The organism is Amycolatopsis coloradensis (genome assembly GCF_037997115.1).
Taxonomy (GTDB): domain Bacteria; phylum Actinomycetota; class Actinomycetes; order Mycobacteriales; family Pseudonocardiaceae; genus Amycolatopsis; species Amycolatopsis coloradensis_A.
Window position 1 is genome coordinate 5,670,096 of record NZ_CP150484.1, and the last position, 26,525, is coordinate 5,696,620.

25 protein-coding genes are annotated in these 26,525 nt (G+C 70.5%); 10 read left to right on the top strand and 15 right to left on the bottom strand.

Annotation, left to right across the window (positions count from 1 at the left end):
- Positions 1-70: 70 nt before the first annotated feature.
- From LCL61_RS26585 to LCL61_RS26595, 3 genes are read left to right on the top strand one after another with little or no spacing between them, the layout of a single operon-like run.
- Positions 71-1,462, top strand: a complete 1,392-nt coding sequence (locus LCL61_RS26585) for an MFS transporter (protein ID WP_340682235.1) — start codon at positions 71-73, stop codon at positions 1,460-1,462.
- Entirely contained in the window at positions 1,459-1,899 is a 441-nt protein-coding gene (locus LCL61_RS26590; RefSeq protein ID WP_340682236.1) for a GAF domain-containing protein, read from the top strand. The genes LCL61_RS26585 and LCL61_RS26590 overlap by 4 nt, the downstream gene beginning before the upstream one ends.
- Complete coding sequence (locus LCL61_RS26595) at positions 1,896-3,110, top strand: amidohydrolase family protein (RefSeq protein ID WP_340682237.1); 1,215 nt, start codon at positions 1,896-1,898, stop codon at positions 3,108-3,110. The genes LCL61_RS26590 and LCL61_RS26595 overlap by 4 nt, the downstream gene beginning before the upstream one ends.
- 142 nt (positions 3,111-3,252) lie before the next feature.
- On the opposite strand, the gene LCL61_RS26600 is transcribed toward LCL61_RS26595, so the two are convergent.
- From LCL61_RS26600 to LCL61_RS26630, 7 genes are all read right to left on the bottom strand, one after another.
- A complete protein-coding gene (locus LCL61_RS26600) occupies positions 3,253-4,623 on the bottom strand; it encodes an aldehyde dehydrogenase (NADP(+)) (RefSeq protein WP_425342066.1) in 1,371 nt (456 codons plus the stop codon).
- Between the two features lie 370 nt (positions 4,624-4,993).
- Positions 4,994-5,995, bottom strand: coding sequence for a proline racemase family protein (locus LCL61_RS26605; RefSeq protein ID WP_340682239.1), 1,002 nt, complete (start codon positions 5,993-5,995; stop codon positions 4,994-4,996).
- Positions 5,996-6,907, bottom strand: coding sequence for a dihydrodipicolinate synthase family protein (locus tag LCL61_RS26610; RefSeq protein ID WP_340682240.1), 912 nt, complete (start codon positions 6,905-6,907; stop codon positions 5,996-5,998).
- Positions 6,904-8,265, bottom strand: a complete 1,362-nt coding sequence (locus LCL61_RS26615; protein ID WP_340682241.1) for an NAD(P)/FAD-dependent oxidoreductase — start codon at positions 8,263-8,265, stop codon at positions 6,904-6,906. Before LCL61_RS26615 ends, LCL61_RS26610 begins: the two co-directional genes overlap by 4 nt.
- Positions 8,262-8,570 (bottom strand): (2Fe-2S)-binding protein, encoded by a 309-nt coding sequence (locus tag LCL61_RS26620; protein WP_340682242.1) that lies wholly within the window; start codon positions 8,568-8,570, stop codon positions 8,262-8,264. The genes LCL61_RS26615 and LCL61_RS26620 overlap by 4 nt, the downstream gene beginning before the upstream one ends.
- Positions 8,567-9,730: an FAD-dependent oxidoreductase gene (locus tag LCL61_RS26625; RefSeq protein WP_340682243.1), complete on the bottom strand. Its 1,164-nt coding sequence runs from the start codon at positions 9,728-9,730 to the stop codon at positions 8,567-8,569. Before LCL61_RS26625 ends, LCL61_RS26620 begins: the two co-directional genes overlap by 4 nt.
- A 78-nt stretch (positions 9,731-9,808) precedes the next feature.
- Entirely contained in the window at positions 9,809-10,408 is a 600-nt protein-coding gene (locus tag LCL61_RS26630) for an XRE family transcriptional regulator (RefSeq protein WP_340682244.1), read from the bottom strand.
- Positions 10,409-10,644: 236 nt separating this feature from the next.
- On the opposite strand from LCL61_RS26630, the gene LCL61_RS26635 reads away from it, so the two are divergent.
- Positions 10,645-11,778, top strand: coding sequence for a metalloprotease (locus LCL61_RS26635; protein WP_340682245.1), 1,134 nt, complete (start codon positions 10,645-10,647; stop codon positions 11,776-11,778).
- 420 nt (positions 11,779-12,198) lie between these two features.
- On the opposite strand, the gene LCL61_RS26640 is transcribed toward LCL61_RS26635, so the two are convergent.
- The gene (locus LCL61_RS26640) at positions 12,199-13,614 is read right to left on the bottom strand and encodes an aminopeptidase P family protein (protein WP_340682246.1); all 1,416 of its coding nucleotides are present in this window, start codon (positions 13,612-13,614) and stop codon (positions 12,199-12,201) included.
- A 90-nt stretch (positions 13,615-13,704) separates the two neighbouring features.
- On the opposite strand from LCL61_RS26640, the gene LCL61_RS26645 reads away from it, so the two are divergent.
- The 3 genes from LCL61_RS26645 (at position 13,705) to LCL61_RS26655 (ending at position 16,033) form a co-directional block, all read left to right on the top strand.
- On the top strand, positions 13,705-14,691 hold the full coding sequence (locus LCL61_RS26645; protein WP_340682247.1) for a LysR family transcriptional regulator: 987 nt from the start codon (positions 13,705-13,707) through the stop codon (positions 14,689-14,691).
- Positions 14,692-14,829: 138 nt separating this feature from the next.
- Positions 14,830-15,042: a hypothetical protein gene (locus LCL61_RS26650; RefSeq protein WP_340682248.1), complete on the top strand. Its 213-nt coding sequence runs from the start codon at positions 14,830-14,832 to the stop codon at positions 15,040-15,042.
- A 550-nt stretch (positions 15,043-15,592) separates the two neighbouring features.
- Positions 15,593-16,033 (top strand): STAS domain-containing protein, encoded by a 441-nt coding sequence (locus LCL61_RS26655; protein ID WP_340682249.1) that lies wholly within the window; start codon positions 15,593-15,595, stop codon positions 16,031-16,033.
- A 12-nt stretch (positions 16,034-16,045) separates the two neighbouring features.
- On the opposite strand, the gene LCL61_RS26660 is transcribed toward LCL61_RS26655, so the two are convergent.
- The gene (locus LCL61_RS26660) at positions 16,046-16,396 is read right to left on the bottom strand and encodes an STAS domain-containing protein (protein WP_340682250.1); all 351 of its coding nucleotides are present in this window, start codon (positions 16,394-16,396) and stop codon (positions 16,046-16,048) included.
- Positions 16,397-16,547: 151 nt separating this feature from the next.
- On the opposite strand from LCL61_RS26660, the gene LCL61_RS26665 reads away from it, so the two are divergent.
- Positions 16,548-16,964 carry an ATP-binding protein gene (locus LCL61_RS26665; RefSeq protein WP_340682251.1) on the top strand — a complete coding sequence of 139 codons (417 nt, stop codon included), beginning with the start codon at positions 16,548-16,550 and terminating at the stop codon, positions 16,962-16,964.
- A gap of 34 nt (positions 16,965-16,998) precedes the next feature.
- Here LCL61_RS26665 and LCL61_RS26670 read toward each other — a convergent pair whose 3' ends face one another.
- The 4 genes from LCL61_RS26670 to LCL61_RS26685 form a co-directional block, all read right to left on the bottom strand.
- Entirely contained in the window at positions 16,999-17,832 is an 834-nt protein-coding gene (locus LCL61_RS26670; protein ID WP_340682252.1) for an ABC transporter ATP-binding protein, read from the bottom strand.
- 39 nt (positions 17,833-17,871) lie between these two features.
- A complete protein-coding gene (locus tag LCL61_RS26675) occupies positions 17,872-18,447 on the bottom strand; it encodes a dihydrofolate reductase family protein (RefSeq protein WP_340682253.1) in 576 nt (191 codons plus the stop codon).
- Between the two features lie 87 nt (positions 18,448-18,534).
- Positions 18,535-19,206 (bottom strand): response regulator transcription factor, encoded by a 672-nt coding sequence (locus LCL61_RS26680; protein WP_340682254.1) that lies wholly within the window; start codon positions 19,204-19,206, stop codon positions 18,535-18,537.
- Positions 19,207-20,391: a sensor histidine kinase gene (locus tag LCL61_RS26685; protein ID WP_340682255.1), complete on the bottom strand. Its 1,185-nt coding sequence runs from the start codon at positions 20,389-20,391 to the stop codon at positions 19,207-19,209.
- Positions 20,392-20,549: 158 nt separating this feature from the next.
- Here LCL61_RS26685 and LCL61_RS26690 point away from each other — a divergent pair, with 158 nt between their 5' ends.
- Together LCL61_RS26690 and LCL61_RS26695 are read left to right on the top strand one after the other, a co-directional pair.
- A complete protein-coding gene (locus LCL61_RS26690; protein ID WP_340682256.1) occupies positions 20,550-20,783 on the top strand; it encodes a hypothetical protein in 234 nt (77 codons plus the stop codon).
- An 89-nt stretch (positions 20,784-20,872) separates the two neighbouring features.
- Positions 20,873-23,176, top strand: a complete 2,304-nt coding sequence (locus LCL61_RS26695) for a LuxR C-terminal-related transcriptional regulator (protein ID WP_340682257.1) — start codon at positions 20,873-20,875, stop codon at positions 23,174-23,176.
- Positions 23,177-23,188: 12 nt separating this feature from the next.
- Here LCL61_RS26695 and LCL61_RS26700 read toward each other — a convergent pair whose 3' ends face one another.
- Positions 23,189-24,310, bottom strand: coding sequence for a helix-turn-helix domain-containing protein (locus LCL61_RS26700; RefSeq protein WP_340682258.1), 1,122 nt, complete (start codon positions 24,308-24,310; stop codon positions 23,189-23,191).
- Positions 24,311-24,791: 481 nt separating this feature from the next.
- Positions 24,792-26,471 carry a dihydroxy-acid dehydratase gene (gene ilvD / locus LCL61_RS26705; protein WP_340682259.1) on the bottom strand — a complete coding sequence of 560 codons (1,680 nt, stop codon included), beginning with the start codon at positions 26,469-26,471 and terminating at the stop codon, positions 24,792-24,794.
- Positions 26,472-26,525: the final 54 nt, after the last annotated feature.

Below are 26,525 nucleotides of genomic sequence, written 5' to 3' on the forward strand. Positions count from 1 at the left end.
GCCAAAACGCAGTATACGTTGTCCGCACTCTCGTCTCTCCTAGTCGCCCGAACCACGGAAGGCGTTCCCCATGACGCTTCTGGCACGACTGGACCGGCTCCCGCTGAGCCGTCCCCATTACAAACTCCTGCTCATCGGCGGGCTCGGTTACACCTTCGACGGAATGGACTCCGCCGTCGTCGCCTTCCTCCTTCCGAGCGCGAAAGCCGCCTGGGGCCTCGACAACGGCCAGCTCGGGTTGATCGGTTCGGCGACGCCGTTCGGCTTCCTCTTCGGCGCGATCGCCGCCGGGCTGCTGGGCGACCGCATCGGCCGCAAGAAGGTCATGATGTACGCGCTGGCCTTCTACGCGGTGTTCTCGGTGGTCGCCGCCTTCTCCCCCAACTACGAGGTCTTCCTGGGCGCCCGGGTGCTGGCCGGGGCAGGCGCGGGAGCCGAAAGCGCCATCATCGCGCCGTTCCTGTCGGAGTTCGTCCCCGCCAAACGCCGCGGCTGGTTCGTCGGCGCGCTGGCCGGGTTCTTCTCGTTCGGGTTCGTCGCCGCCGCGCTGATCGGGCGGTTCGTCGTCCCGACGGTGCCGGAGGGCTGGCGGGTCGCGCAGCTGATCACCGCGCTGCCGATCGTCATGCTGCTGTGGTGGCGCCGTTCGCTGCCGGAATCACCGAGGTTCCTGGTCGCGAACGGGCGTCATGCCGAGGCCGAAAAGATCGTCGCGAAGCTGGAGCGGGACGTCGAAAAAGCGACGGGGCAAGCACTTCCCGCCGTCGCGGCGGCCGACGCCCAGCCCGCGACGGAGACCCCCAAGGTCAATCTCCTCAGCGCGCTGAAGTTCTTGTGGAGCCCGGCGATGGCTCGCCGCACCGCGGTGATCTGGACCGTGTGGTTCGTGATCACGTTCTCCTACTACGGTTTCTTCTCCTGGATCCCGACGCTGCTCGTCGAGCGCGGCATCACGGTGACCAAGAGCTTCGAGTTCTCGATCATCATCTACCTGGCGCAGATCCCCGGATACTTCTCCGCCGCGTGGCTGTCGGAACGGCTCGACCGCAAGCACACCATCGCGTTGTACCTCGCGGGCTCCGCGGTGAGCGCGTTCTGGCTGAGCCAGATGGACGCGCCGTGGTCGATCACCCTCGCCGGGGCGGTGCTGTCGTTCTTCCTCAACGGCACCTACGCCGGCGTGTACTCCTACACCCCCGAGGTGTTCCCGACCTGGATCCGCGCCAGCGGGACCGGGCTGTCCAGCGCGTTCGGCCGGGTGGGCAGCATCCTCGCCCCGACCATCATCGGCCTGTCCGCGGCGAGCCTCGGCTTCGCCGGCGTCTTCGGCCTCACCACCGCCGTCCTGGCGGCCGGGGTGGTGTGCGTGGTCGTGTTCGGCCTGTCCACCGCCGGCCGTTCCCTGGAAGAACTGACCGAACACGGCGCGCCCGTGAAGACCGCCAAGGAGATGACCAAGTGACCGTGTCACTGTCCACTGTGGAAGACAAGACCCGAGCCACGATCGGCGTACGGCTGTTCACCGTGCTGGCCTGGGTGCCCGAACGGCGGGCACTGCGACGGGTGCACAGCAGCCACCCCGTCGAGTACCCGGTCGGCGGCGAGAAGACCGTCGAGGTGGCCGCCGGGTGGCTGGAGCGGTGCATCACGGGCCAAGAGCCCTACTTCGGGCCGGACAGCGCGGCGGTGCGGGAGATCTTCGCCGACCACGAACTCATCGATCGGCTCGGCTGCGGCGCGGTGATCAACGTGCCGGTGGTGGACGGCGGCCGCACGCTCGGCGTCCTCAACCTCCTCGACGCAGAAGGCAGCTACGACGACGATTCCGTCGCGGCGGCCCGTTCACTGGCACCGTTGGCGGTCCCGGCCCTGCGCGAACTCCTGGAGGAGAACCGATGAACGGATCGCTGCTGCTGCGCAACGCCCGTCTGCTCGACCCGGTCAAGGGCGAGTACACCGAGGGAGACCTCCGGTGCGCCGACGGCCGGATCGTCGAGATCGGTGACGGGCTCACCGCGGACGGCGCGCGGACCGAGGACCTGCGCGGTGCGTTCGTGCTGCCCGGACTGATCGACGCCCACGTGCACGTCACCGCGTCGACCGCGAATCTGGGATCGCTGCCCGCGTCGTCACCGTCGTACGTGGCCGCGCACAGTGCCCGCACCATGAGCCGCATGCTGGACCGGGGCTTCACGACGGTCCGTGACGCCTCCGGCGCCGACTACGGCCTCGCCGACGCGCAAGCCGAGGGCCTGTTCCGCGGCCCGCGCCTGCTTTTCTGCGGACGCGCGCTGAGCCAGACCGGCGGGCACGGCGACAGCCGGACGCGCGGCGCCAACGCCAGCGACGATCACCCGTGCTGCGCCGGCCTCGGCCGGGTCGCCGACGGGGTCGACGCGGTCCGCGCCGCGGCGCGCGACGAGCTGCGCAAGGGTGCGCACCACATCAAGGTGATGGCCTCCGGCGGTGTCGCCTCCCCGACCGATCGGATCGACTCGACGCAGTACTCCGCCGAGGAGCTGCGCGCCATCGTCGAAGAGGCGGAGGCGGCCAACCGTTACGTCGCCGCGCACGCTTATACCGCCCGCGCGGTGAACCGCGCGCTGGAACTGGGCGTGCGGTCGATCGAGCACGGCAACCTGATCGACGACCTCAGTGTCGAACTGTTCCTCCGGCACGACGCGTATCTCGTGCCCACCCTGGTCACCTACTGGGCGCTGAAGGAGGAAGGGCGCGAGCACGGGCTGCCGGAATCCAGCTGGCGCAAGGTCGACGAGGTGCTCGGCGCGGGCATGGCCGCCCTCGAGCGGGCGGCCAGGGGCGGCGTGAAACTCGTGTACGGCAGCGACCTCCTCGGCGGGATGCACCGGCACCAGAACCACGAGTTCCGGCTGCGCGGCGAGGTCCAGTCCGCGCTGGAGGTGGTCCGCTCCGCGACGTCGACGGCGGCCGACCTGCTGAACCTGACCGGCGAGATCGGCACGCTGGCTCCAGGCGCGCACGCGGACCTGCTCGTCGTCGACCGGGATCCGCTGGAGGACATCGGCGTCCTGGCCGAGCCGGAGAAATTCCGGCACGTCGTGCTGGGCGGGACCGTCGTCTCCCCGTGACTCGTGAGTGGAGTGGCCGGTTCCTTTGAGGGGTAAGGCGAGGTGGCGCGTTGCGAAAACCGGCCCAGGCGGTAGTGAAGGCCTCCTTCCCTACTCTGAAGGTAGGGAAGGAGGCCTTCACTACCCCGGCGTGGCTCACGAGTCACGAGAAGTGTTGCGGGACGTCCCACGGGTTGTCGTCCCGCAGCGGTTCCGGCAGGAGGTGCGACGGCCAGTCCTGATAGGACACCGGCCGCAGGAAGCGTTCCACCGCCGCCGTCCCGACCGAGGTCGACGCCGGTGACGTCGTCGCCGGGAACGGTCCGCCGTGCTGCATCGCCGCGGTCACCGCGACCCCGGTCGGCCAGCCGCCCCACAGGATCCGCCCGCTGCGGTCGGCCAGCACCGGGCGCAGCGTCTCGACCTCGGAGGCCTCTTCGGGTGACGCGTGCACGGTCGTCGTGAGCTGACCGGGCAGGGCCGCCAGCACCGGCAAGACGTCGGAAGGGCGTGAGTACCGCACCACCACGCCCAGCGGGCCGAAGCACTCTTCAGCCGCTTCCGGTACGAAGTCCTCCAGCGCGACTTCGAGCAGTTGGGCGCCTGGTCCCCGGACGACCTCACGCATCCCGGGGATCGCGGCCAGCCGTGCCGCGCCGGTCTGAAAACCGGACGCGATGCGGTCGTTCAGGAACGGCGCGGCCGGGACCTCGCGCAACCGTTCGGCGACGAGATCCCCGAACGGGCTTTCCGACGGCACGAACACCAGACCGGGATTCGTGCAGAACTGGCCGTTGCCCAGCGTCAGCGAACCGGCGTAGCCCTCCGCCAGTTCCTCCGCCCGCGACCGTGCCGCGCCGGGCAGGACGATCACCGGGTTGACGCTGCCGAGCTCGCCGTGGAACGGGATCGGGACCGGCCGCTCGGCCGCGATCCGCGCCAGCGCGAGCCCACCCGACACCGACCCGGTGAACGCGGCGGCCGCGATCGCCGGATGGCGCAGCGCATCGACGCCCGCGGCTTCTCCTTCGACAAGGCCCAGGAGCGCACCCCGGCGGCCGAGGGCTTCCACGACGACCGAAGCCGTCCTGCGGGACAACTCCGGATGGCCGGGGTGGGCCTTGACCACCACCGGGCAGCCGGCCACCCACGCCGACGCGGTGTCCCCGCCCGCCACGCTGAACGCGAACGGGAAGTTGCTCGCGGCGAACACCAGGACCGGACCGACAGCGGTGCGGTACCGGCGCAGCTCCGGCCGGGGTCCTGGCGGCCACGACGGGTCGGCTCGGTCGATCCGGACGTCGTGGTACGAACCGCTTTCGGCCGCGAGCAGTCGCAGCTGGAACGTCGTGCGGGCCAGCTCGCCGGTCAGCCGTTTCGTCCCCAGCCGGGTCTCGGCGTCGGCTATCTCGATCAAGGAGGGCCCGGCCTCGTCCAGGGCGTCGGCCACGCCGGTGAGCACCGCCGTGCGCGTCTTCGGGTCGGTCGCGGCCCATTCAGCGGCGATCTCCGCCGCCCTCTCGATCTGCTTCATGCTTCCTTCCTCTCCGGGTTCTCCACCGAGTTCCGGAATCCGAACACGGCGTACACCACCGGTCCGAGCACCATCCAGGCCGCGAACCGCGTCCAGGTTCGCGATCAGCCGCACCGCGAACGCCACCCCGACCAGCGGCACGAACGGGACCCACGGGGTGCGGAACGACCGCGGCAGATCCGGCCTGGTGCGCCGCAGCACCACCACCGCGATCGACGAGACAAAGCCACTTTCGCGACACGGGGCCGCAGTTACGGCTTCCGAACCGTCTCGATGTCGCCAGGGACCACGCCGCCGGGTGGTGAAGGGCCCCTTCGCTACTCTCAGGGTAGGCAAGGAGGCCTTCACGGACCGGTGCGCGCCGCCAACCTCAGAGAACGAAGCCCGCGGGGAACGGGTCGTCCGGGTCGAGCAGATAGGTGGCGTTGCCGGTGATCCAGGCACGTCCGGAGAACTCCGGCACCACGGCGGGAACGCCGCCGACGGTGGTCTCGGCGACGAGTTCCCCGGTGAAGGTGGTGCCGATGAACGAGCTGTTCTCGAACGGCGTGTGCAGCGGCAGTTCGCCGCGAGCGTGAAGCTGGGCCATCCGCGCCGAAGTGCCGGTGCCGCAAGGCGACCGGTCGAACCAGCCCGGGTGGATCGCCATCGCGTTCCGCGAAGCGCGGGCATCCGACCCCGGCGCGAGGAACTGGACGTGCTTGCAGCCGCCGATCAGCGGATCGGCGGGATGTTTCGGCGGACGCCGGTCATTGATCGCCGCCATGATGTCCAGCCCGGCGGCGAGGATCCGGTCCTTCGCCGCCCGGTCGAACGGGATGTCCACTTGGGACAGTTCGAGGATGGCATAGAAGTTGCCGCCGTAGGAAAGGTCGTAACGCACCTCGCCGAGGCCGGGCACTTCGACCACGGCGTCTCGCTCGGCGAGGAAGGACGCGACGTTGCGGAGCTTGACGCGGACCGCGCGGCCGTCCCGGACTTCGACCTCGGCGTGCACGAGCCCGGCCGGGGTGTCCAGCCGTACCACGGTCTTCGGTTCGGTCACCTCGACCATGCCGGTCTCCACCAGCACGGTCGCCACGCCGATCGTGCCGTGCCCGCACATCGGCAGGCAGCCGGACACCTCGATGTACACCACGCCCCAGTCTGCGTCCGGCCTGGCGGGCGGCTGCAGGATCGCGCCGCTCATCGCCGAGTGACCGCGCGGCTCGTTCATCAGGAACTGCCGCAGGTGGTCCAGGTGCTCCATGAAGTACAGGCGGCGTTCGGCCATCGTGTCGCCGGGGATGACGCCGACCCCACCGGTCACCACCCGGGTCGGCATGCCCTCGGTATGCGAGTCGACGGCGGTGATCGACCGGATCGACCGCACCTACTCCACCCCCAGCGAGGCGAGCGCGCGGCGCATGTCGGCGGTGACCTGCTCGCGGTGTTCCTCGGTCAGCGGCCCCCGCGGCGGACGGCACGGCCCGCCGTAGCGGCCGACGAGGTCCATTCCGAGTTTGATGGCCTGGACGAACTCGGTGCGCGAGTCCCAGCGAAAGGCGGCCACCAGCGGCTCGTAAAGCGCCCTGGCCTCTTCGAGTTTTCCGGACCACGCCAGGTCGAACAGGCGCACCGACTCGGCGGGGAACACGTTGGGGAATCCGGCGAACCAGCCTGTCGCGCCCATCAGCAGGCTTTCCAGCACGACGTCGTCGGCGCCGCTGATCACGTCCAGTCCCGATGCCTGCTCGCGGATCTCCAGCACCCGCCGGACGTCGCCCGAGAACTCCTTGACCGCGACCACGTTGTCGATCCGCGCGATCTCGGCGAGCAGGGCGGGCGTGAGGTCGACCTTGGTGTCGATGGGGTTGTTGTAGACCATCACCGGCAGCCCGACCGACGCCACCGCTTCGAAATGCGCGAGCACCTCGCCGCGGTTCGCGCGGTACATCGTGGGCGGCAGGCACAGCAGGCCGTCGGCACCGTCCTCGGCGGCGACCTCGGCCCAGTACTTGGCCTGGTGCGATCCGGGGCCGTGCACGCCGACGACGACGATCCCGTCCTCACCGACGGTTTCGATCGCGGTGCGGGCGACGCGACGGCGTTCCTCGTCGGTCAGCGACGAGTATTCGCCGAGCGAGCCGTTCGGGCCGACGCCCCGGCAGCCGTTGTCGACCAGCCACCGGCAGTGCGCGGCGTAGGCGTCGTAGTCCACGGCCAGCCCGGCGGGGGCCGACGCGTCCACCCGGTACGGGAGGGCGGTCGCGACGACGACGCCACCGAGGTCGGGGGTGCTCATCCAGGTTCTCCTTCGGTTCGGGCGGCGAGTTCGCCCAGCCGGATCGGCTGGACGATCGGGCGGTGGTGCCGTTCGGTGCCACCGCGGAGTTCGGACACGGTCGGACCACAGATGCGGCCCTGGCATGGGCCGAGGCCGGCCCGGGTGCCGAGTTTCAGCGCGTGCGGGCCGGGACAGACCGTGTCTTCGGCCGCACGCGTCAATTCGCCATACGTGGTTTCCTCGCAGCGGCAGACGATCGTGTCTTCGCTCAGCCAGCTTCGCCAGGCCGCACCGATCGGGTGGGCCGTGGCGAGGCGGTCGGCGAACGCGAGGGCCCGGTCGCGGGCGCGGATCAGCTCCGGCGACGGCTCGCCCCCGGCGGCGACGCACCCGGCCACCGCTCCCTCGGCCGCGGCGGTGACCGCGCCGCCGATCCCGGTGATCTCTCCCGCGGCGAAGACATCGTCCACTGTGGTCCGTTGCGCGGCATCGACCCGCACGAAACCGTCGTCCAGGACGCAGCCCGCGGCGACGGCCAGTTCCGGCTGCGGGACGAAGCCGTGGCCGACGCAGACCGCGTCGACCTCGTAGGTCCGCTCGGTGCCGGGGACGACCGACCAGTCGGCACGGACCCGCGCGGTCACGACCTCGCGGACGCGGTCCACGCCGCGGGCCTCGATCACGGCCCGCCCCAGTCGGTACGGGATCCGGTGCCGGGCCAGCGTCGTGGCGTATCGAGCCAACTCGCCGGCCTTCCCGGCGTGGGCGGCCAGGCGCCACGGACGGGACGACCATCCTTTCCGGACGGTCGAGAACGGGTTCGCCTCCAGCACCCCGACCACCTCGGCCCCGACGCCCAGCAACGATTCCGCGACCGGCAGCAGGAACGGCCCGGCCCCGGCGACGAGGACCCGCTCGCCGATCGCGACCCGCTCCCCCTTCGCCAACGCCTGTGCCGCGCCCGCGGTGTACACGCCGGGCAGTTCCCAGCCGGGGAACGGCAGGGTGCGGTCGTGCGCGCCGGTCGCCAGGATCAGCGCGTCCGGGACGAGGGTCAGCCGCCGCCGTCCACCTCCGTCGGACTGTCCCCGCAGGATGTGCACCGCCTTCTCCGCACGGTCGAACGCCCAGACGGCGGAGCCTGGCCACCAGTGACATCGCGGATGCGCGAGTACCCGGCGGCGCCGGTCGAATTCCGCCCGCCCGTGCTGAACCCGCTCCGGACGCTTCGCCGCGTACGCGTCGGGAAGCATCCGGTGGTACTGGCCGCCGGGGGTCTCCGCCTGGTCCAGCACCGTGACCTGGGCACCGGCCCACAGCGCGTGCTCGGCCGCCGCGAGCCCGGCGGGCCCGGCTCCGACGATCACCACGTTCACGCGTTCTCCTCCCGGGACTGGGTGCGGATCTCGTCGCCGTCGGCGGCCGGACGTCGGCACGCGCGGACGTCGGGCACGTCGTTCACCGTGAGCAGGCAGTCGAAGCACGCGCCGATACCGCAGAACACACCGCGCGGAGCCCCGGAACGCGTGGTCCGCCAGGAGGTCCATCCCGCGGCGAGCAGCATCCCCGCCACGCTCTGGCCCGCGATCCCGGTCACGGGTTCGCCGTCGACGGTGATCCGGATCGGCCGGTCGGTCCGGCCCACCGGATCGCGGTCGCGCGGCAGGAGCCACCCGCTCATGCCGCCACCACGGCCGGACGGTCCACAGTGAACTCCTCGACCGGCATCGCCGGCTCGGCCCCGGTGAGCAGTTCGCGCAGCAACCGCGCGGTGCCGACGCTCAGCCCGATCCCGGCGCCCTCGTGCCCGGTGGCGTGCCAGAGATTCCCCAGCCGCGGATCCTCGCCGAGCACCGGGAGGTGATCATCGACGTAGGGCCGGAATCCGCCGTACGCGCGCATGATCGCGACGTCGGCGAGCGCCGGGAACAGGCGCAGTGCCTTGACCGCGATGGCGCTCAGCACGTCCGGGCGGATCGCGTCGTCGAAATCCACCCGGCGGCGTGACGAGCCGATCAGCACGGTGCCGCCCCAGGTCGACTCGACGACGGCGGAGGTCTGCAACTCACTCGAATCGGCACCGACCGCGCCGACGTAATCGGCGTCGTAGACCTTGTGCCGGACGACGCCGGGCATCGGAGTGGTCACCAGTACCTCGCCCCGGCGAGGGCGGACCGCGATCGCGGCGCCGAGACGCGCCGACACCTGACCGGCCCAGGGGCCCGCGGCGTTCACGACGACGTTCGCCTCGATGACCTCACCGGGCACGCGAACGCCGGTGATCCGTCCGTTGTGGACGGTCGCGCCGACGACCTCGGTGTCGGAGCGCAACCGCGCGCCGTGGCGCAGCGCGGAGCCCAGCAGGGCCAGCGCCGCTCCCGCAGGCTGGACTTGCGCGTCCTCCGGGTAGTGGAACGCGGCGGCCACTTCACGGGTCAGAGCGGGCTCCGCTTCGGCAAGTTCCTTGGGGGACAACGGTTCCGCGCGAACGCCGGTCTGCGACGCGGCGAAGGCGGCGAGAGCGCGAGCTCCGTCGTCCGTGGTGGCGACGACGATGCCGCCCTTGGGGTCGTATTCGATCGCCGAAGCTGCGCGCGCGTCCTCGTCCGCGATCTCGGCGACCACCTGGGGCCACAACGCGGTCGAAAGCTTCGCGAGTTCGAGTTCCGCGCCGGGCCCCTTGTCGGAGACGAGGATGTTGCCCTCGCCGTGCGAAGTGGTTCCGCCGGCGGGACGGCCGCGATCCACGACCACGACGTCGAAGCCCGCCCGGCTCAGCTCACGGGCGCACGCGGCGCCGACGATGCCCGCGCCGAGAACGACCACGCGCGTTCGGTTCATCGACCCTCCAGCGTTCGGTAAAGCGAACGATCGGAGCGTAGGTTCCACCTCTGAGAGGTGTCAATACCTCGAGCGCGGTCAGCCCTTCAGCACCGGATGCGGCCTGCCGTCCAGCCGCTCATCGGCGCGATACTGCAGCAGGAGGACCGAGTGCACCGGCCCCTCCGACGCGGTGTAGCAATGCGGCTCACGGGCGTCGAAGGCGACATAATCGCCCGGGCCGACCTCGACGGTCCGGCCCGCCACCTCGACCAGCAGCGATCCGGTCTGCACGATGGTGTGCTCGACCCCGACGTGCCCCTGCGAACGCTGTGGCGCGTCCCCGCGCACCACCTGGTCGTACACCTCGAAGACGCCGTCACCGGTCTCGATCCGCCGCAGCGGCCGGAGATCCACTCCCTCGCCGCTGAGCACCTCGACGTCGGCACCGCGCACCACGGTGAGCGCGCCGCCCGCCCGATGGTCGAGCAGGTCGGAGATCGCCACTTCCAGCACCCTGGACAGGCTGAAGACGGTCTCGATGGTCGGATTGCCGCTGCCGGACTCCAATTGCGACAGCGTCGCCTTGCCGATGCCTGACCGCCGTGAGAGCTCCGACAGCGAGATGCCCCTCGCCGCCCTGGCCGCGCGCAGGTTGACCGCCAGCATGTCCCGGATCGAGGGCGTCTCGTCCTCCACCGCTGCTCCCTGTCGTTCGTCAAACCGTACGACCGGATGGGCGAATCGTTCGCTTTGCCGATCGAGTTCGCGGACATCATGACACGCCCCGTGGCGGGGAGGGCATAGCCGCGGCCGATGGGACGGCGCGATGGTGGGCGGCGCCGGCCGCGATGAAACTCCTTCACCAACCGGTGTGTCACCGTCGACACAGGGTCACGGGCGCACCGTCGTTTCCCTCCAGCGAGGAGATTCCCGTGCAGCTGATCCGCAGATCCGCCGGCCGACGACTTCGAGCGTTCGGCGCGGTGCTCATCACGACCCTCGGGCTGACCGCGGCCGTGTCCACCGCACCGGCGACGGCGTCCGCGAACGCCTGTCTCACCGGCACGCTCGCCTTCGACCATCTCGACGCCGAAGCGGGTACCAGCAAGCCCCTGCGCACACAGGTGGCCCGGAACGCGAACTGGGAACTGTGGGGCCGCACCGGTTCCGCCGCGGCGACCCGGCTCGCGGCGGGTATCACCGGCGCGTCCGACGGCCGGTTCACCGCCTGCCACACCGCGTCACTCACCGAGGCGTACGTGCGGTTCCGGTCGAGCAGCACCTCGATGTGGCGGGTCGTCAAGGCCGCGAACAACACCACCGACTACACGTTCGACTCGGCACACCGCACGAATGTGTCCGGCACCCAGGACCTCGGAACGGTGAAGGTGCCATCGACGCTGCAGCGGGCGTGGAAGGTCGTGGACACGCTCAATGTCTTGTACTGGAAACGCGCCAACCCGGCTTCGTCGTGCTGGACGGCCCGGCAGTCCGACGGGCGCTGCGACCGGATCACCTTCGTCTGGGATCCGAGGGTAGCCGAGGGCGGCTACTGGGACTATCCGAACACGAACTACGTCTTCCTCGGCGCGACGATGCCCGACTCGAAGCACCTCATCCTCCACGAGGCCGGGCATTGGCTGCAGTGGCAGCTCTACGGTCGTGATTTCCCCGTGGTCGACGGCTGCAACCCGCACTACATCGAGAAACACAGCTCGAAATCGTGCGCGTGGACCGAAGGCTTCGCCGACGCCGTCGCCGCCTACGCGCTCGGCGACTACCGCTACGTCTACGACAACGGCACCTCGTACAGCTTCGAAAACGACGCTTCGACGCCTGGCTGGGACGACGGCGACACCGTGCAGGGCAGGGTCGGCTCGTCGCTGCTGGACCTGTGGGCGCCGGACGGGCCGGACGGCGGGAACTGGAACCGCACGATCGCGCTGATGACCCGCCACTTCAGCCAGGACTTCCGTGAGCACTTCACCGAGGACCGGCCCGCCGCGGGCCTGTCGACGACCGGTGCCGCCGAGCGGATCCTCGCCGGGCACACCATCTGGTACTGACGGGAGGTGAAGGCCGGACCTAAGTCCGGCCCTCCGGTGAGGGGTAAGTCAAATGTGGCGTGACCGAGCCTCTGCGGTGAAGGACCCTTCGCTGGGTCAAGGTAGAGAAGGCGGCCTTCGCGGCGTGGTTCCGGACTGGCCACGAGAGCCGGCCATGCGTTGAGTGTCCACAAGGGACACATTTGAGCGGCGAAAAGTCTGATTAGTGGCTATATGTGCGGTTTTCGAGAGGGGTCGCGAGTGGCAATGATGGTTAGAACGCACATTGCCACTCACGACCCCCGCACAAAGTACCCAAAATGGACACTACTGCCCGACCGGTGTCCCTTGTGGACGGTCAAGAGCGTGCCAGCCTCCTTGGCGCCCTACTCCACCACTGACTCGGCTCACGCCACCTTTGCCTTGCCCCTCGTCCGTCCTTCAGCCCCTGGCTGCCTGGACCCAGGCGGTGATCTCGTCGGCGGTCGAAGGGAAAGCACTGGAGAGCAGGTCGCATCCCGATCCGGTGACCACGACGTCGTCCTCGATGCGGACGCCGAGACCGCGCAGCTCGGGCGGCACGGTGCGGTCGCCGGCGTGGAAGTACAGACCGGGCTCCACCGCCAGCGCCATCCCCTCGGCGAGCGTGCCCTCGCGGTACGTGGACGGATGGGCGGCGGCGCAGTCGTGGACGTCCAGCCCGAGGAAATGGCCGGTACCGCAGACGATGTACCGGCGGTGCTGCTGCCCGTCCGGCGACAGCGCTTCGTCCACCGACACCGGGAGCAGGCCCCAATCGTGCAACCCCTCCGCGAGCACGCGCAGAGCCGTCGCCTGGAACGCGCCGTAGTCCTGGCCGGGCCGGACCTCGCCCAACGCCGCGACATGCGCCTTGTGCACCAGGTCGTAGACGTCGCGCTGGGCCTTCGTGAACTCGCCGCCGACCGGGAAGGTCCGGGTGATGTCCGCCGTGTACAAGGAATCCACCTCGACGCCGGCGTCGAGCAGCAGGAGGCTGTCCTCGGTCACCTTCCCGTCGCAGCGCGTCCAGTGCAGGATCGGGGCGTGCGGCCCGGCCGCCACGATGGAGGTGTAGCCGGGCCCGGTGCCCTCGGTGCGTGCGCGACGGTCGAAAGTGCCCTGCAGCCAGCGTTCCCCGCCGCCGCGGACCGCCTCCGGGAGCGCGGCCAGCACGTCCGCGAAGCCAAGGGCGGTCGCGTCGACGGCGTCGCGCAGCTGGCCGATCTCCCAGTCGTCCTTGATCCGGCGCAACTGGGCGAGGACCGTCCGGAGCCGCTCACTGTGGCCGAAGCGGTGCGCGTCGAGCGCGGGATCGACCCCGGCACCGACCAGGAAGCTCGGGTTCCGCCCGCGCAGGCCGTGCGGGAGGTCCTCCAGCGGGTGGCATTCGATGCCGAGCGCGTCCCCGTACGCGGCCGGTCCGGCGGCGGAGCCGACCCACAGCGGACTGGTGTCGGCGTCGCCCACGAAGTCGGGCTCGTGCGCCTCGGCGGGGCGTGGGACGTACAGCGTGGCGTGGTGACTGTCCCCCGCCGGAGTCATCACCAGGATCGCGCCCTCGCGCTGGCAACCGGTGAGCCAGACGAAGTCGCTGTCGGCGCGGAAGCCATGGAAGGTGTCGTTGGACCGCACGACGGCCCGGCCCGCCGCGAGCGCGATCCGCTGACCGGGCAGTTCCGCCGACAGCCTGCCGCGATGGGCGGCGGCCGCCTCGGCGGTGCCGGGCGGCACCTCCACCACGTCGTCCGCAGGCTCCCAGCCGTCGCTGATCCAGTTCCGGAACCCTTTGGCGGCCAGCAGCGCGCGCAGATCCGGCCGGGTTCGGTCGCCGGTCATCGGCTCCCCTTTCAGGTAGTCATGGTCCTGGCCGCACCTTCGCACCGCGACGGACCCGGCCGTAATGACCGGCGGCGATAGACTCCGCCTATGGCCCTGGAGATCCGGCACCTGCGGGCGATCTGCGCCATCGCCGAAGCGGGCAGCCTCTCGCAGGCGGCCGCCGCGCTGGGCATGTCCCAGCCATCGCTGACCTCGCTGCTCCAACGGCTCGAACGGCAGATCGGCGCGCCGTTGTTCGTCCGCAGCCACACCGGTGTGACCCCGACCCCGGTCGGCGAGCAGACGTTGCGCCGCGCGCTGACCCTGCTCGTGGAGTTCGACCGGTTCGAGAGCGATCTCCTCGGCGCGCTCGGCGACGGTCCGGTCCGGCTCGGATCGTCCCAAATGGACTGTCTGCCCACCTTCGTCGAACGGCTGGACGACGCGCTGCCGGGGCTGGACGTGACCGTCCACGTGGAACCCTCCAGCGCGGTGCTGGCTCAGGCCTTGGCCCGCGCGACGCTCGACATCGCCGTCATCGCCATGTCCGACGACCAGGAAGTACCACTGGCGAAACACCTCGGGCACCGGGTGCTGTTCTCGTGGGTGCCCGTGTTCATCGGTCTCCCCGCCCGGCACCGGCTCGCCGGCGGGTTCGAGGTCGACCTCGCCGAGCTCGCCGACGAAGCGTGGATCGGGCCGCCCGGCCCCGAGGACGGCTCGCTGACGTCGCTGCGCGCGGCGACGCATCGCGCCGGGTTCACGCCGCGAATCCGGTTCGAATGCCCCAACGGCGGCGGACGGCACCTGATCGCCGCCGGGCAGGCGGTGCAGCTCGTCGAACCCACCGCGCCCGAACTGCCCGGCATGGTCGTCCGGCCGCTGAAGGGCGACCCCATGCGGATGCGGCTCGTGCTGGCCTGGCGCAAGGAACGGCTGACGTGGGACCAGGCGGAAAACGTGTACCGCGCGGTGATGACGTCGTACACGCGGCACGCCATGGCATCGACCCCGTTCCGGACCTGGTGGGAGCGGCGGCGGAGTTCCCGGTCTTGGGACGGGCTGGTGGACTTCTTCCGCGTGGACGGTCCGTGAGCGGGTCGCGGGACCAGGCGTGCCGGAGGATCCCGCCCTGGCTGAGCCCGCCACCAGGGAACGGCCGCTTTCGAACAGCCTGTAACCCGATCCCGCCGCGCCGCGATTGACCCCGTACCGAGCGAACGGAGACGGGGGATGATGCCGCAACGGCTGTGGCTGGGTCTGGCGGTCGTCTACGCGTGCACCGCCGTGGTCCAGCTCTACCTTCTCGCCAGCACCGGCGCCGTCTGGGCCGGGACACTCACCGCCGCCGGCTTCGCGGCGGCACTGCTGTGTCTTCTCGCCACCTGGAAGTCCTCGAAACGAGAACGGGGAGACACCGGGGAAATCGATTCGCACCGCCCCTGACGGCCGGGTACGGGACAGCCCACGTCTCGCCGAAAACCGTTGCGGTGTCGTGGAGTTCGTCGACGGCACGGGTCAGCGCGCGGTGCCGCTCGGACCAGACAGGATGCCGGGAGTCGCCGTCCGCTCCTGGCCGCGCTCGACCTGATGGGGACGCCGATGGACCCTGCGGGTGATCTGGGAACTCCGCCGGGGCGACGTCGGCTTCCGCGAGCTGCGGCGCCGGGGAAGGCTACCGCCTGACACCTTTGGGCGAACGGCTCCTCGACGCGTTGCACCGCTCGAAAATAGGGTCTCGCCTGGGAAAAGGCACTTCGCGAGTGACCATGCACGGCCATGTATCCCGCCGTTCACCCCAGACGGCCTTGCCAGGTGCGGTGAGCGGCGTACGGTGAGAAGTACGTGAGGTTGAGTCCACCAGCCCGCACGAACGACCCGCATGTCCGCGGCCCAGCACCTTGTCACAGGGCGACGCGGCGGCGAGTTGACTTGCGCAGCCGTTGTGCAGGCTTACCCGTTGTCGTCTCGTCCCGGCTATCCGGGAGACAGCACCATGACCGAACGTATTCCTTTCACGCGGAGCAGCCGCGACGGCCCCGCCTTCAGCGCCGCTGCCCGGCTCGCCGTTCCGCCGCCGCGTCCTTCGGCCGAGAACCTGTTGCGGGTAAAGCGGATCCGGTGGAACGAGGACCTGCTCGTAGTCGCCGCGGCCGGGGAGATCGATCTCGCCACCGCGGGACGGCTGGAGCGCGCGCTTCGGGGCAGGCTCCCGGCCGCGACGGTGCTCGACCTCACCGAGGTCGGCTTCCTCGGCGTCGCCGGGTTACGGGTCATCGAATCCGCCGCCGCCCGCGCCCGCTCCGAACACCGCACGACCGGGGTGGTCACGGACGCCCGGCCGGTACTGCGCCTGCTGCACCTGTTCGGCGTCGACAGCCATATCCCCGTGTACCGGCACCTCGACCACGCGCTCCTCGAAGTGCCGAACCGCTGAGCCGCCTGCCGCTCAGGATCCGGCGAGCGGCAGGAGCGTGGAGAGTCCCGTCTTCGAGGCCAGCCGCCGGATCGTGGGTGACGGCAGGAAACTCAGGTCGACCCCCTGGGTACTGCACCGGTCGTTGATCCTGACCAGGGTCGCCAAACCGGTGGAATCGCAGAACTCCACACCTTCGAGATCGACGACGAGCCTGCCCGGCGCGGGCTCCAGCGCGTTCTCGAACGTCTCCTTGAGATCTTCGGAGGTCGTCAGATCGATCTCCCCCGCCACCGCGATGACGACCTCGGCGCCATCGGGCCTGGCGACGGTCACCGAGAACGGAACTTCCAGGTTTTCGCCGTCTCCGCTCGTCACCGTCATCCACCCCTCGCGATCGGTACCCGACTACTCCGAACATATCGGATGACGGCGCCCGCTCGCGCGGCACTCGTGTCCCGATCCCCGGCGGTGCCTTAGCCTTGTCGATGGACCCGGCGGTCGTGGACCGCGGCGGACGACGAGGAGAAGCTTCGTGATACCGATCGACGAGCCGGTGCGCGACGGCACCGACGAGCTGGTCCTCGAGGTCGCCGCCGTCGCCGCCCAGGCAGCCGCGCTACGGGACGTCCTGGCGAAATGGGCACTCGAACGGGGGCTTCCCCGGGAACTGGCCGAAGATCTCAAGCTCACCGCCTACGAAGCGATGACGAACGTCGTCAAGCACGCTTACCCCGACGGCACCGACGACAACGTCATGAAGGTGACCGCCGCCCACGGCGACGGTCACCTCAGGATCAGCGTCGCCGACGAGGGCCGCTGGCGCGACGGAGGCCGCCCGGACGGCGGACGCGGCCTGCCGATCATCCGCGCCTTCGCGCCGGAGGCGACGGTGACGAGCACGCCGACCGGGACCATCGTCCGGCTCGCCTGGCCTTGCCCTTCCGCCTGACACGGGCGTCAGCCGACGGCGGTGACGAGCGTCTTCACGAACGTCGCACCGCGTGCGCGGCCCAGCGCCCGTTGATGCGGTGGACCTCGACGTCCCGCTCGTAACAGGCGGAGAGCCCTTCGCCGGTGAGGACATCGTCGATCGGCCCCGCGCCGGTGACCTTGCCGCGGCGCACCATCAGCGCGTGCGTGGCCGTCGCCGGGATCTCCTCCAGGTGATGCGTCACGGTGACCGTCGCGAGCTCCGGCTGGGCCAAAGTCAGGTTTTCCAGCGCCATCAGGAGATCCTCGCGGCCGGGCAGGTCGAGACCGGCGAACGGCTCGTCCAGCAGGAGCAGCAGCGGGTCGGCCATGAGTGCCCTGGCGAGCCGGACCCGGGCGCGTTCGCCCTGCGAGCAGACGCGCACCGGCCGGTCGCGCAGTTCGGTGCAGCCGACCAGTTCGAGCAGTTTCGACGCCCTGTCCCGGACCGCGTCGTCGTAGCGATCCCACAGCGGCAGCACGCTTCCGCTGAACCCGGTGAGCACCACGGTGTGCGCGTCGTGGTTCTCCGCGTCCGGCAGCCGCTGGTTCGCGCCGACGAAGCCGATATGCGTCCGCACGTCACGCAGGTCGACCGCGCCCATGCGATGGCCGAGCACGACGGCCGTCCCCGCGCTGGGGAACCGCCGGGTCGAGGCCACCGAAAGAATGGTCGACTTCCCGGCCCCGTTTCGGCCGAGGACGACCCAGCGCTGGCCGTAGTCCACCCGCCAGTCGACGTCCGACACCAGCGGCACGCGACCCACGTGGACCTCGACCCCGGACAGCTCCACCGCCGGTCCGTCGAGGTTCGGCTGCACGAAGACGGGCTTGTTCACGCGGTTCATGATCGCAGGACACGTGCCAGGCTCCTGCCTGGGGTCCGATCATCGGATGACGTCGTAGACCAGCTTCTGGACGCCGTTGCCGTAGGCCTCGCTCTCGACGAGCTTGAGGTTCTGCTTGTCCTTGTCGGTGTCGCCGAACATCTTCTTGCCCGCGCCGAGCAGAACCGGGAACAGCAGCAGGTGGTAGCGGTCGATCAGCCCGGCGTCGGTGAGGTTCCGGTTCAGTTCCGCGCTGCCGTGGATGATGATCGGCCCGCCCTCGGTCTCCTTGAGCTTCGCGACGTCGTCGAGCGAACGCAGGATCGTGGTCTCGCCCCAGTTGCCGACGAGGTCCTCGTCCCGCAGGGTGGTCGAGACGACGTACTTCGGCATCGCGTTGTACTCGGAGAACTCCTCGGTCATGCCTGGCCACACCGGCGCGAACGCCTGGTAACTGACCCGGCCCATCATCATCGCGGTCGCCTCGCCCTGCTCACGCCCCTTGAGCTCGTAGGCGGCTTCGTCGAACTCGATACCGTCGAAGGTCCAGCCGGAGTTGCGGTAGCCCGGCTCCCCGCCGGGCCCTTCGACGACGCCGTCGAGCGAGACGAACGCGGTGGCGATCAGGGTGCGCATCTGGTTTCTCCTTGGGTTGGTTCAACCTGCTTTCGACACTGCGTCGACCGGGGAACGACGGATTCGACACCGCGCCGGAAAAAACTTTCAGCCGTCCGCGTCGCGCACGAGCAAGGCGATCTGCACCCGGTTCTCGACGCCGAGTTTCGCGAGCATGCTGCTCGTGTGCGCCTTCACCGTCGCGACGGTGATGCCCAGCCTCCGCGCGACGTCGGTGTTGGACAGGCCCTCGGCGATGGCGTTCGCGGTCTCGCGTTCCCGGTCGGTCAGGGTGGCCAGCAGCCCGCGGGCGGTGTCCCGGGACGCCCGGCGCGCGTCGGACGAGTGCGGCCCGGTGGCCGCGGCGATCAGCCGGGACGTGGCGGCGGGCGAGAGCGCTGGTTCGCCGGTCGCGACCGTACGGATCGCCGCGAGTATCCGGGGCGGCGGCGTGTCCTTGAGGAGGAACCCGAGCGCGCCGACGCGCAGCGCGCCCAGCACCATCTCGTCGGAGTCGAACGTCGTGAGCACGAGAATCCGGGGCGGGTCCGGGAACCGGAGGATCTCCTCGGTCGCGCTGAGGCCGTCGCGCCCGGGCATCCGGACGTCCATCAGGACGACGTCGGGCCGCTGCTCCCCCACCACGGTCACCGCCGCGTCGCCGTCGTCGGCCTCGCCGACCACGACGAGGTCGGGTTCGCCGTCGACGATGAGCCGCAGCGCCATCCGCACCAGGTGCTCGTCGTCGACGAGCACGACCCGCACCCGCTCGTCGCCCATTCACTCGCTCCCTTCGCGGACGGGCCACGGCAACCGCGCGGCGAGGACGAAACCGCCGCCTGGTTCCGCGTGGTGGTCCAGCTCGCCGCCTGCCAGTCCGACCCGCTCGGAGAGCCCGAGCAGCCCGAAACCCGAGGCGGGCGGCCCCGCGATCGCCCGCGCCGCGCCGGAATCCCGGATGGTCGCCCGCACGCCGTCCCCCGCTTCCCCCTCGACGGTGACTGCCACCTTCGCACTCGGCGCGTGTTTGCCCGCGTTGGTCAGGCCTTCCTGGACGACCCGGTAGACGGTCCTCGCGATCGCGTCGGGCGGCTCGCCCGAGATCGTGGTCGTCAAGGAGACGTCCAGCCCCAGCGCCCGCGCGTCCGCGACCAGTGCCGGCAGGTCGGCGAGCGAAGGCTGCGGTGGTTCCACCTCATCCGGGCTGGCCCGTAGCACCCCGAGGACGTCCCGCAGTTCCTCCAGCGCCTGATGGGAGCCGTCGGCGATCCCGCGGGCGAGTTCCGCGACCTGGTCGGCGGGCAGATCCGGCCGGTGCCCCAGCACCCCGGCCTGCATCGCGACCAGCGAGACGCGGTGCGCGAGGACGTCGTGCATCTCGCGGGCGATCCGGTGCCGCTCCATGATCCGTGCCTCGGCCGCCCGCGCGGCCTGCTCCCGTTCCGCGCTTTCGACCCGCTCGCGCAGGGAGCGCACCTCTTCCCGGCGCGCCCCGATCGCGGCGCCCACGGCCACCACGATGCCCACCATCAAGGTGGGGAGGCTGATCAGCAGCCACCACGGTCCCGGCGCCTCGCGCTGCGGATACAGGTCGGCGGTCAGCACCGCGGTGACCACCGACAACACCGCCGCGACCGCCGTTTCGGCCGGTCGCCGCCGGGTGGCCAGCGAGCAGAGCGCCAGCAACGACGCGCCGCCCGCCAACACCGAAACCGTCGACGCGAGGATGACCGCGATCGTGATCACGACCGGGAAGCGGCGGCGCCACAGCAGGGCGATCAAGCAGGCGAGCGCGATCAGCGGATCACCGGTGATCATCCAGTCGACCCTCGGCCCCGTCGCGCCCACCGGCACCTGCGACGCCGTGACGAGCCAGAGCAGCACGCCCAGTCCGGCCGCGGCGAGCAGGCGCCAGGCCTGTCCCCACGGACTGAGGGGCGGCTGGGCGTCGGCGTCGGTGATCACCGGCCCATCATGGTCGACCCGCTCGCGGCGGCGCAGCCGGACACAGGACGACCCGGGGCTCGACTTTGGTCGGACGCGAAGCGCGACGCGCTGCCGATGTGCGCCTGGCCCCGCGGCGGCGACGCTGGGTCCCGACCGTGAACCAGGAGGTAGGAAGCATGACCAAGGGCGGCTATCTGGGGCTGCAGATCGTCGGGATGGTGGCCGTCGCCGTCTTCGCGCAGGCCGCCATCCGCAGCCTCTTCGATCATTCCGCGACCCAGTTGTGGGGCGCGTTCGACTGGGTACCCGGTGACTGGGGCGGCAGAGTGCTCGTGTTCCTGCTGCTCGTGGCCGCGGGAACGGTACTGGCGGGCTGGGCCCATGATCGCGGGAAGCAAGCTTCCCGCTAGGAGGACGCCGGTCCGCTAGTATCCGCAGCCGGGCGATTTCCGTCTACATCGGACGGAACTCGCGGGTCTGGTCGATGGCGGGAGAATGCATGGCGGACGGAGTTGGCTCACTCGCGGGGTGGTCTGCCGATCCCACCGAAGTGACCAGCTACGTGGGCCGCGACGCCGAGACCGGTGAAGCGCGGCGCCTGCTGGAGGCGTCGTCGCTGGTCACGCTGACCGGACCGGGCGGCGTCGGCAAGACGCGGCTGGCGTGGCGGGTCGCCGCCGCCCACCGCGAGGCCACCGCCGACGAGGTCGCGTTCGTGTCGCTGGCCGAGCTGCGGGAACCGGCGCTGCTCGTGCCGACCGTGGCGAACGTCCTCGGCTTCGGCGACCGCTCGGCGAAACCGGCCATCGAGGTGGTCGTCGAGGCGCTTCAGGCAAGCCGGTTGCTGCTGGTGCTGGACAACTGTGAGCATCTGGTCGACAGCTGCGCCTGGTTCGCCGACACCGTCGTCCGGGCCTGCCCCCAGGTGACCGTGCTGGCCACCAGCAGGCAGTCGCTCGGGGTGGCGGGCGAACGTGTCCTGCCGGTGCCGCCGCTGGCGATCCCGGAACAGGGCGACTCCTTCGAGCGCGTGATGAACGACGAGTCCGTGCGGCTGTTCGTGGACCGCGCGACCGCGGTCGCGCCGTCGTTCCGGCTCACCGAGGAGGACACTGAACCGCTCATCCGGCTGTGCCGCAGGCTGGACGGGCTGCCGCTGGCCATCGAGCTGGCGGCCGTCCGCGCGCGGGCGTTGTCGCTGCGCCAGCTGGCCGACCGCCTCGACCGGCAGTTCTCCGTGCTCACGAAGGACCGGCGAGGACGGCCGGAGCGGCACGAGACCATGCGGGCCCTGATCGACTGGAGCCACGACCTGTGCACCGGGCCCGAACGGCTGCTGTGGGCGCGTGCGTCGGTGTTCTCCGGCAGCTTCGACCTCGACGCCGCCGAACAGGTCTGTTCCGGCGGCGAACTGCCGCGCGAACGGGTCCTCGAAGTCGTCGACGGACTGCTCGACAAGTCCATCCTGCTGCGCGAGGAGTACCCCGGCGGCGTGCGGTACCGCATGCTGGAATCGGTGCGTGAGTACGGCGTCGACAGGCTCACCGAGACGGGCGGGACGGCGGAGTACCGGAAACGGCACCGCGACTGGTTCGCCGAACTCGCCGGCCGGTACGCCACCGAATGGCTGGAGACCGATCAGCTCGCCTGGATCGGACGGCTGCGGCGCGAACACGCGAACCTTCGCGTCGCCCTCGACTACTGCACCGGTGATCCCGAAGACGCGATCATCGGGCTGCGGATGCTGCGCGACGTCAAGGAGTTCTGGATCGTCCGCGGTCTGAACACCGAGGGCCGGATGTGGGTCCGCCGTCTCGACGAAGCCGCGGCGCCCGGTGTTCCCGAGCGGGCACACCTGCTGTGGCTCTCCGGTTTCCTCGCCCTGGTGCAGGGAGACCTGCCCGCTCACCGCCGCATGCTGGAGAGGGCGGCCGCCGAAGCCGAGTCCAGCGGCGACGAGCTCGCCGCCGCATACGTGCTCCACGTCCGCGCCTACGCCGCGCTGATCGGCAACGACATGGCCGAGGCGTCACGCCTGTTCGGCACGGCCATCGACCTGTTCCGCGCCCACGGCGACGAAGGCGCGGACCTCTGGGCGAGTTACAACCACGGGCTGGCCATCTGGCTGAACGGCGACATCGGCCGCGGCCGGGCGGTACTCGCGGAAGCCGTCGAACGCTGTGAGCGGCGGGGCGAGGTCTTCTGGCGGGGCTGGGCGCTGTGGTCGCGCGCCGCCGCCGAATACCTCCAAGGTGATCTCGCGGTCGCGCGCCGCTGCTGTGAGCAGGTCCTGCGCCTGCACGCCCGCGTCGACGACCGCGTCGTCGTCGGGTTCACGCTCACCGTGCTGGCGGGCTGCGCCGCCCGCACCGGACGGCCCGGCCGGGCCGCGATCCTGCAGGGGGCCGCGATGAACGTCTGGCGCACGGTGGGCGCGTGGCCGACGCGGTACGAGGCGTTCACCGAGCCCTTGCAGGCCGACACCGAGGCCGTGACGACCGCACTGGGCTGGGAGGTCGCGGTCAAGGAGTTCTCCGACGGCGCCGCGATGCCCATCGCCGACGCCATCGCGTACGCCCTCGAAGAACGGTCGCCCGAACCCCGCAAGCAGGCCTCGCAGGTGCTCACGAAACGCGAGACCGAGATCGCGCACGTGATCGCCGAGGGGCTGACGAACCAGGAGATCGCCGACCGGCTCGGCATCGCCCGGCGGACGGTGGACACCCATATCGACCACATCCTCACCAAACTCGGCTACTCCAACCGGGTCCAGGTCGCCACGTGGGTGACCCGGTCCGCGTAATCCGCCTGACGCTCAGGCCACCTTCATCGGAGTCGCCTGCCGACCCGGTTCGGGCGTGAGCAGCTCAGCGCGCAAGGCGATCCTCAGGTCCAGCCGCGCCTCCGGGTCGTCGAGCCGGGCGCCGAACAGGACCCGGAGGCGGCGCAGGCGGTTGCGGACCGTCTGCGGGTGGACGCCGAGGTTGTCCGCGATCTCGGGTGCCCCGCCGCGGGCGGAGAGCATGGCGTCGAGGGTTTCGGCGAGTTTGGCGCGCTCGTTCGCGGGCAGGCCGTCGATCGGGGCCAGGCTGCGCGTGACCAGCGCGGTCGTCAGCACCTCGTCGGCGAAAAGCCAGTGCGTGGTCAGGTGGTCCGACCAGCGCACGAGCGGGCCGTCCTCGATCACCTCACGCCGGACCAGCTCGAGGGTCCGGCGCGCCCACCGCAGGGACACCGCGGCTTCGGCGGGCGCGACCGCGGGCCCGACCGCCGCCCGCGTCCCCGCCAGCACGCCACCGATCTCGACGTCGTCCGGCACGAGCAGGTGCGGATACTCGCCGGTGAGGCCGGCCAGCACCTCCGGGCCGAACGAGGCGCGGACCGCGCCGGGCTCCGCGGCGACGGCCACCACCCGGGCGGGCGGCACCCAGCCCGCCTCCGCCGCGAGTCCCGCCCATTTCGACGGCGGGCGGCCGCTCAAGATCTCCTTCAGCAGGTCTTGCCGCAGTTCGGCGACCGAAGGAGTGTGCGCCGCGCGGTAGGCGGCGGTGGACAGCCGGATCAGGACGTCCGCGCAGCGGAGCAGGGCCTCCACCCCGGTGTCCATCAGGGCCGACCCCGCCCCGGGCTGCCGCGACAGCGAGGCCAGCGCGGGCAGGGCGCACCGGCCCGCGGAGTGGTAAGCGCGGGAGAGCCGTTCCAGGTCCTTGCCCGCCGCGTACTCGGCGACGCCGACCTGGCGGAAAGCGTCCGCACCGGCCGCGATGCCCAGGTTCATCCCGTCGTGTTCCAGCACCGAGGCGACGAACTCCGTGGCGCGCGCGTCGAACAGCGGCGCGTGCTCCGGCAGCGAGTGCCGGATCCCGTCGACGACCACGCGGGCGATCACGAGGGCGGCGGTGCGGGCTGGGGCAAGGGACGCGGTCAGGGTCATCATCGACCTCCGGAGCAGCGGGAATCGTCGGGCCGCCGAGTCTGCTACTCCGGAGTAGCGGGGCACATCGGGTGAATTACGTACTCGCGTCTCTCCGGCCTACGCATCACCCGTTCGTGGTGGCCTCCAGGTACATGAGGGACCCGTTCCTGTACCTAGCCGTCCTGAGTCGGAAGTGCGCGTCTTAAGTCCGTATCGGTATCCGGCCGTAGTGCGCCTGGGGCGGGTCGTGAGGTGACGGCAGGGTCCTAGACTGCTCTTAGGGGCGATCCCGAGACAGTCGTGCCCGATTCGGCACCTTGCCTGGCTGGCCCTTGTGGACTTTCGTGGGCACCCCTCATTTCACGCGGTGAAGGGCGCTTTACCCACGTCACATGCGGTGAAAGTCCCCTTCGTCCACCCTGAGGCAGAAGAACTAGCGACGCGAACTTCTGACTCAGGACACTAGGTACAAGAAGGGGTCCTTCCTGTACCTCTGACCCGCCTACTCGCAAACAGCTCCGTGCGCGGCACTGCGGACGACCTTGGCGTACTTGCCGAGCACTCCCCGGGTGTACGCCGGCGGCTTGGGGGCCCAGCCCTTCTTCCGCGCCTCGATGTCGTCGATCTCGACTTCGAGTGTCCGGTTCGCGACGTCGAGGGTGATCGGGTCACCGTCCCGTACGAACGCGATCGGCCCGGCGTCGACGGCTTCCGGGGCGATGTGGCCGACGCACAGCCCGGTCGTGCCGCCGCTGAACCTGCCGTCGGTGATGAGCAGGACGTCCTTCCCGAGTCCGGCGCCCTTGATCGCGCCGGTGATGGCGAGCATCTCCCGCATCCCCGGCCCGCCCTTGGGCCCTTCGTACCGGATGACGACGACGTCCCCGGCGACGATCCGGCCTTCCGCGAGCGCGTCGAGAGCGGCTCGCTCGCCGTCGAACACCCGCGCGGCGCCGGTGAACGTCGATTCGTCGAAGCCCGCCGACTTCACGACCGCGCCTTCGGGTGCCAGCGATCCCTTGAGGATGGTCAGCCCGCCGGTCTTGTGGATCGGCCGGTCGAGCGGGCGGATGATCTCGCCGTCGATCCCGGCGGGGGCGATGCCTTCGAGGTTCTCGGCCATGGTCCTGCCGGTCACGGTGAGCACGTCGCCGTGCATGAGCCCGGCGTCGAGCAGCGCCTTCATCACCACGGGGATGCCGCCGACCTTGTCGACGTCGTTCATCACGTACTTCCCGAACGGCTTGAGGTCGCCGAGGTGCGGGACCTTGTCCCCGATCCGGTTGAAGTCGTCGATGCGCAGGTCGACCTCCGCCTCGCGCGCGATCGCGAGCAGGTGGAGGACGGCGTTGGTCGAACCGCCCAGCGCCATCACGACGGCGATGGCGTTCTCGAACGCTTCCATGGTCATGATCTGCCGCGCGGTGATGCCCTGGCGCAGCATCCCGACGACGGCCTCCCCCGACCGGTGGGCGAACCCGTCACGACGCCTGTCGACGGCGGGCGGAGCGGCCGACCCTGGCAGCGACATGCCGAGCGCCTCGGCGACCGACGCCATCGTGTTGGCGGTGTACATCCCGCCGCAGGCACCTTCGCCGGGACAGATCGCGCGTTCGATCCTGTCCACTTCGGCGCGGCTGATCTTCCCCGCCAAGCAAGCGCCGACAGCTTCGAACGCGTCGATGATCGTGACGTCCTGGCCGTCCACCTGACCGGGCATGATCGAGCCCGCGTAAAGGAAAACGGAGGCGAGATCGAGCCGCGCCGCCGCCATCAGCATGCCCGGCAGGGATTTGTCGCAGCCCGCCAGCAGCACGGAGCCGTCCAGCCGCTCGGCCATCATCACCGTCTCGACCGAATCCGCGATCACCTCTCGGGACACCAGCGAGAAGTGCATGCCCTCGTGGCCCATGGAAATGCCGTCGGACACCGAGATCGTGCCGAACTCCAGCGGATAGCCGCCTGCCGCGTGCACGCCGTTCTTGACCGCCTTGGCCAGCCGGTCGAGCGACAGGTTGCACGGCGTGATCTCGTTCCACGAGGACGCCACGCCGATCTGCGGTTTGGCGAAGTCGTCGTCGCCCATCCCGACCGCGCGGAGCATGCCGCGGGCCGCCGCACGCTCCAGGCCGTCGGTCACGTCGCGCGAACGAGGTTTCACATCCGGCTGGTCTTGCGGCATCGGAACACCTTTCTTCGTGGCGGGACACCGGGCACGCTGCCAACCCGGCGCGCC